This window comes from Schlesneria sp., from assembly GCF_036405755.1.
In the GTDB taxonomy this organism is placed as follows: Bacteria; Planctomycetota; Planctomycetia; order Planctomycetales; family Planctomycetaceae; genus Schlesneria; species Schlesneria sphaerica.
In genome coordinates this window covers 1-6653 of record NZ_DASWWZ010000058.1, presented here as the reverse complement: position 1 = coordinate 6653, position 6653 = coordinate 1, and the positions used below count along the sequence as shown (strand labels likewise).

General features: G+C 53.0%; 5 protein-coding genes. All 5 read right to left on the bottom strand.

Features of this window, described 5'->3' with window-relative positions; genetic code table 11:
* A partial coding sequence (locus VGE80_RS01995; protein ID WP_440591485.1) for a hypothetical protein occupies positions 1-1674 on the bottom strand: 1674 nt, incomplete at its 3' end.
* Between the two features lie 89 nt (positions 1675-1763).
* On the bottom strand, positions 1764-2444 hold the full coding sequence (locus tag VGE80_RS01990) for a carboxypeptidase-like regulatory domain-containing protein (protein ID WP_440591484.1): 681 nt from the start codon (positions 2442-2444) through the stop codon (positions 1764-1766).
* 44 nt (positions 2445-2488) lie between these two features.
* Complete coding sequence (locus VGE80_RS01985) at positions 2489-4441, bottom strand: hypothetical protein (protein WP_440591483.1); 1953 nt, start codon at positions 4439-4441, stop codon at positions 2489-2491.
* Positions 4442-4829: 388 nt separating this feature from the next.
* Entirely contained in the window at positions 4830-6059 is a 1230-nt protein-coding gene (locus VGE80_RS01980; protein WP_440591482.1) for an ISL3 family transposase, read from the bottom strand.
* A 205-nt stretch (positions 6060-6264) separates the two neighbouring features.
* Positions 6265-6653 (bottom strand): hypothetical protein (locus tag VGE80_RS01975; protein WP_440591481.1); only part of this gene is annotated, 389 nt, incomplete at its 5' end.

The window sequence follows — 6653 nt, the reverse complement described above, 5'->3', positions numbered from 1 at the left end:
GCTGACGTTAGTGGAGCTGAGGAAGACTTGTTCTGCGGCGAGATTCTTTTGTTCTTCGGCCCAGTCAGTGAGAACTTTGCGGCTGCTTTGCAGGGCCTGTTGATTGATCCCGTCGAGTTCGAGGACGTAGTTCTTCTCGTCATTGATCGCATCCAACGCATGCTGCAGTGCCTGGTACGACTGATAGACAGCCGTCGTCGCCTGCTGGATCGAGATGGCACTGGCCCCCAACGCTCCAAACGATTGGATTGGTAGGTCTTTCGAACCGGTCGCTGCTTGCTGGTTCGCTAACTCCCGTCGCGTCTGGCTCAGGTCCGTCTCGCGGTGGATCGACTCGGACACCGACCGGGTCCGCCGTGACACTTCCTCCGCGTGCCGCTTCAGTTCTGTCTCAACTCGTTCATCAACGATCCGGAAGAACGCCTCTTGATGCTCGGGAAGCGAGGGATTGAGAGGCACAGGAGGAGGACCCGGCTGAAACTCCAGCGGCTTGCCTGCGTGCTCGACCTTGTCAGCGTAGAAACGAAATCCTGACAACTGCTCCAGCGGAGAGCGGAACGATTGCCGTTGCTTGTCGATCTCCGCAGAAATCTGCGTTAATGCACTCAACTGTTGCTGACGCGAATCCCTGGCGATATTCTCCTTTTGAATCGCCGTGATCGTCACGCTGACCGCGTCCGCATAAAGTTCCGCCGGGTTCCGATTGGGAATGAACGATTCAATGTAACCATCGGGCTGTTTACCCGAGCGGATCATCGAGTACACCCGCGCCGCTACTCCCAGCTTCGTCCGCAGTTCTCCCGCTCCATTCTCGCTGAAGTCGGTCGATTTCTTATGCGAAGCTCCCAGGATGGCCAGACTCAGATAGGCTTCCATCCCGGTTTGCTGCAACTCTTCTTCCGCCGCATCGCGTTCCCGCTGAATCTCCTCCTTCGAATGCTTGCCCCGCGACGATTCATTGAAGCGGACCTTGCCTCCGTTGATCCGTGACTGCAGCCGCCGCTCTTGCAACTGCATATACAGAGATTCCAAGGAAAGCGGCACTACGCCATCCACCGGTTGCACGTCCCGATCCAGTAATCCCACATCCTGCCGAATCACCCAGTACGTCGAAAGGCCGAATCCCGCCTCCTGGGCAGCCTTCGTGAACGCGTCAGCCGCTGACGGAGGCTCTGGCCGATCCTCTTCATTGGCGGGGGGCGAGCCGGGAGCCGGAGCTGGCTGGGGTTGGGGTTTACCCAGTTGGTTCGTCTTGACCTGAAAACGCGAATCCAATGCATTCAGAAGGTTGTCAGATGCCAGCATTAACTCGGCATCAGACAGCCAACGGAAGCTCTTCGCCTTTTTCCCAGCGTCAGTTTCCGCCTCTGAAGAGTGAAGCAAGTTCTTCAACGCTTCACGATCTGCAGCCGAAATCCCCGGCGGAACCGGGCCTCCGGGCCGAGGAACGAAGTCGGACGACACTCGCTCAAAAAGAACCGTCGCTCCTCGAAAGTACTCCAAGCGACGTAATTGATCATCCTTCTTATAGTTCTGAAGAATCTGAGCAAAAGAAAGAGGCTGAGTCGACGACGACGGATTATTCGAAACCTGCTTCAAAATCTCAAACTTCCGACCCTGACCTTCGTCACGATACTTGTACCCGCTCGAAAAATATCCCGCAGACGTAACCAACGTCGTGGAAAAATCCTGGGCTGTCAAAGACGATGGCATTATCGCCAAACACGCGAGGCCGAATATGGATCGCGATCTTTGGTAAATGGTCATAGCTCACCGTCGATTAGTAGCGATTGTGCAGAAGCCAGAAATGTTCGCGATGCAACTCGAACTTCGTTTGCATAATGTATCGTTGTCGAGAGGCGAAACTCGACATGCGGGAAACTGTTGATGTCAGCTGCAACGAATTGATAGTGAAGCAACTCCGATGGTGAAATCGGGGTGACTGGAATTTCCTCCCAATCGTTCGCAAACTTTTTCTCAAGCTTCCAACCGATAGCAGTCGGTGTCCCCTGAAAGATCGCTGTTGCAGTAATGCTGGATCCTACTGCCAAGGGCCCGACTTGCACTCTAATCGCGTCTGTCGCCGAATCCGAGATTTCTCGAATGAGCCGAAGGTCGACATCAGCAGCGGAGCCGGAGAAAACTTTTCGCGAAGCTTGACAAGTCAGGTAACCAATTCTTTCCGCCCTGATCACGAGGTCTCCAGCTGTCACATCGCCGGTGACTACGAACTGGCCTTGGGCGGTGGCTTGGATAGTACGGGTGCGATTCCCCCCTTGAAACAAGACTACGTAAGCTCCAGGAACGGCATTATTGGTCGCATCTCGCACGAACCCGGAGATCTGAGGGTCGCTTTGTGCGTGCAATCCTACCGCGAAATAGCAAGCCGCGAAGGTGAAACCTGAAGCTGCGATCAACCGCCCGCCGATTTTGATCAGTCGCATAAGGACCAGCTCGAAGTAAAGCCACCGATGAAGCCGCCTCTCGTTCATTTATCTTCCCTCTTCAGCGGAACTCGTCGCAACTCGACGCGGCCGATTACATACACAGGGACACTCGCCGATCGCACCTTGCTCGTCAATGAATCGGTGACCGCCACACCCAGAACCGTGCCATCAGCACCTTCATTGGGTGATCGTCCCAATCTTTCGATCATCAATCCTTGCAATACTCCTGAGAATTGCTCCTGTAGAAGAATTTTGATGTCGCGGCTTACACTGACGACCGGCGGCTCCGAGACAGTTCCCTGGGGAGTCTCAGCCACGATTCCGTCATTTCCAGCAAGCACAATGCTATTTCCAGAAACTTTCGCCACCGGCCGTGCCAATACTGGTGCATCATTAGCTTTGAACTTGCCATTGTGAAGGCCGCTTTCCAAAAACACTGTCTTCTTTGCTTGAGCCAGTGTCACGTCAATGCCGTGAAACGCGTCCACATCTCTTCGGAACTCATATGCCCCCGAAAGCTTCGTGTCTGCGTTCACGATGAATGAGCCGCGTTTTTCGAGAACCGCCTGCATTTTATCCGGACTCCCCTGCACTCTGCTCAATGTGCATCGCAATGGAAAGCGTCCGATTTCGATGCTTTCCACGTTCGGTTGAGCCGCGACCATCAAAGCTTCGAATGGAATTGGCCCGGCCGCTATCGAAGTTCGATACCGAAAGAATTCCAACGGATTCAGTCGAGAGTCCTCACGAACAGAAAGCACTTGCGCGTGAATAAATCCCTCATACGGACCATAAAGTTCTGGCACTTCGAGTAGCACTACTATCGTCGGCACTCCTCCTCCCTGAGTCAGGCCAGTTGACATCAACTCCATCCTGCCGAGATAAAACCCTGGTTTCAGGATTCGATTGATTCGCTGCGAAACTCCCTGCACATTCAATGAGGCCCCCTTAGTCATTCGATCGCAAGAAACTCGCAATGCCCTTTTCGAGTTGAGTGGTCCGTGACTCGTTTCTAAATATGGAGTGACGGCAACTGCGCTCGAAAAAACGATATAGGGCTGCTCCTCGACAATTGTGATCGGATTGAATCCGACATGAGTAAACACGCTGTCATGAGCGGCGAGGACAACTGCAGTCATGTCACTTGGCTTCGTCTGTGAATAGTACCAATCTGTCTCACGAAGTCCGAAAACGCAGGAGCGTCCCTGCAAAAGTCTTACCTGAAGATCGACATGGCCGGAAGAATCATCTAGATCCAAAACCACTGAAGGGGTGATGGAGAGTGGAGAAGATGAACGAACTTCGATCTTGGATGCACTACCAAGCGCTGTCCTGCTTTTGATCCAGACGGCTTCAAATTGTCTGACATTCCACGGTGCGTTTCGTGTCGGATTGCCGGGATCCACCACCCCCTTCAAATCGGCAGCGGACCAAGCCCGCTGAGCATTAACCGCTGGACTGGCTGCGGTCGCCAGATAAAACATGTCCAACGTATCGCCGAACATTGTGACGGCAGGAGCGAAACTCGGAGGCGAAAATTCGTTCACGGGGATTACCGAACCGAATTCTCCCACGGGGGTTCCGCAAAATGTCCACTTGTCGACCTCCAACTCTATCAGCGGAGGAAGTGCCGTAAACGATACTTTCCAACGCGCCGGAATCTCAGCGTACACCATATAACCCTCGTGTGCTTTCAGCGACGAAAGGTCCAGTTCACCCTGCTCGGCAAACTGTGGCAACGGGGCCTTTAATTCCGGCAGCGCAGCATCTCTGACAGCATCCGGACCTCGCTTCCAACTCAAAGTTTGGGAACCACGGTAGGCAACAATTGCAGTCACGTCGGCCGGCAACTCGGTGGCCTGTTGCACGCCAGGATTAGATGGAAAGGAAACAGCATTCCAACCAGCCGGCAGGCTAATGATATACTCACCACCATGACGATTAGATGTCAGGAGAACAGTGGCGATTGCCACCCAAAATGATTGCGGTCCCATTGAACAGGCTCTATTAAACGTGAGATAAGTTGAGCGGCCAAGAAATCACAACAACTCTTCCAAATCCATTGTCAGGGCGAAGCACACCAGAAGCAACCAAATACACAAGCACTCGTCAAATATTCTTGAACTCACTGGATGGAGTTTGATGACGCGAATTTCGATTCCGAACTCTTTGGCTGGCAGTCTTAATTCGAACAATTTATCCTGTCACACTACAGTGAAGACGAGAACTGTTTTAAACAAACCACGTGACATTGGAGCTCGACAACGGCTTTAGTTACCACAGGAGATTCGAGAGCGTTCGATCACACTAGCTTCACCCCCTGCTTAACACACCACAAGCGATACTACTACAATTTCTTTCTTAAAGATGGTCCATCCGGGATTATTGTGGGTCGAGCTTGAGTCCGCTGTAGTAGAAGAAGATTGCGGTTTTGAAGTTTTGTCTGTTACGGAAGCCACCGACGCGTCGCTTGATGGACATGATCTTGCTGTTCATACCTTCGGCGACCCCATTGGTAACGCGGTGGGTACAGTAACTCACGACGTTGGCCAAACGCTCCTTAATCGCGCGGGCAACGGTTTTCATCGGCTCCAGTCGCGTGCGGATCACCCGCTGATACCAGGCGTTGAAAAAGGTTGTGGCACTGGCGGCAGAGTCTTGCGTCCAAAGATCCCGCAACATTTCTTTGAAGGCCCAGGCTTTCCCCGTTTTGAGTTGTAAGGTGAAGGCTTCGTCGAATCGGGATCGCTGTTTTTCACTGAGATTCTCCTGACTCGTGAGCCAGACGTACTTCGTGTGACTCAGGCGATCATCACCTTCCTTGAGAAGTTTGCGATGCTCAGCGCGCCGGACTTTGTCGACCCCCTTCGTCGCCATCTGCATGATGTGGAATCGGTCGTGAACGATCTTCGTTTCTGCCAGGGGAATGGCTTGTTTCGCCGCTTTGACATAGGCGGCGCTCATGTCCATGGCGATCGCTTCGATCGAATGAAGTTGCGTCTGGGAAAGGGCTGAAAGTGCTGCGAATCCCGCGTCGGCGTCATTTCCATCACTGATGGCCTCGACGGTACTGCGATCCAGATCATAGACCAGCGTGATGTAATTCTGGCCTTTCAGGAAGGCCTTCTCGTCAATTCCCACGCGAGGAATGGCGACGTCTTGCTTGCGCGCACGACCTCGTGCAACAGCCCTTTCCAGGATGGACCAGGTCTGATCCCATTTCGTTCGCAGGATGCTCATGGCCCCTTTGACATTCTGCGTGGCCAACAGCACCTGAATGGCGAACCGCTCAAACATTAGAGTGAAACGGCTACCCTTCTCGGCCCACGGGACGCGGACCTGTTTGACGCCGTGAACGGGGCATTCAACACGAGGAATCCGGGCAAACAGAATCGTCTTGAACTGACAACTATCCAGGTGTCGCCACTGACACTCTTCGGTGTGGTCATAGCAGCTCAGTTCTCGCTGACAGTCCGGACAGCAAAACCGCGTTCCCGAAGGATGCTCGACACGAACTTCAACCCGCAACTGCTCGATATTCAACGCGACGCCAGACACCGTCCAGGGACTCTTCAACCCCAAGATCTGCTGGTACAATTCCCGATCCTGCATCGTCTCACCTGCTCGGAAATTGAAAACTCACACCAGACCCACACCAAAGCCGGATGAACCTTAAAGACGCAATCGCCCCGCGCTTGATGATTAACTGCAAGGGCGCTTCATTTAATGATCCCAGTTCAATCGCAAACGCATCACGCGGACCCCTACCTTCTCAAGGCTGGGCCTATATCCATTAACACTCTGCTGTTGCCCTGCCTTAATAGACATCCCAAGTCTGTAGCGCCAGATAGAATAGGCGACCGTACCCTTGAGGATGTGTTGTGCGAATCTCGACTCTTACGTGCCTAGCGTAGCCTGAATATTCCGAAGCCAAAACGGGATCAGTAGATTCGTCCCTAGAACGATCGGCAACTTCACCCCAAGTGCGCGAAATGTCATGGAACCGAACATATTCCCCACCATTATCCGTTTTCACAAACCGAATTTGCGTCTTACCATTATTCGGAGGACTCATATCATCCGTGAATATTAGGTGCAGTTTGTATTTTCGCGTCGCGCCAGCACTCTTCACCGGTGCACCGGTGAAGCTGTCATTGAATGGATAGTACACAATTCTACCGGCGTAACCACCGAAGCCCCATGAAT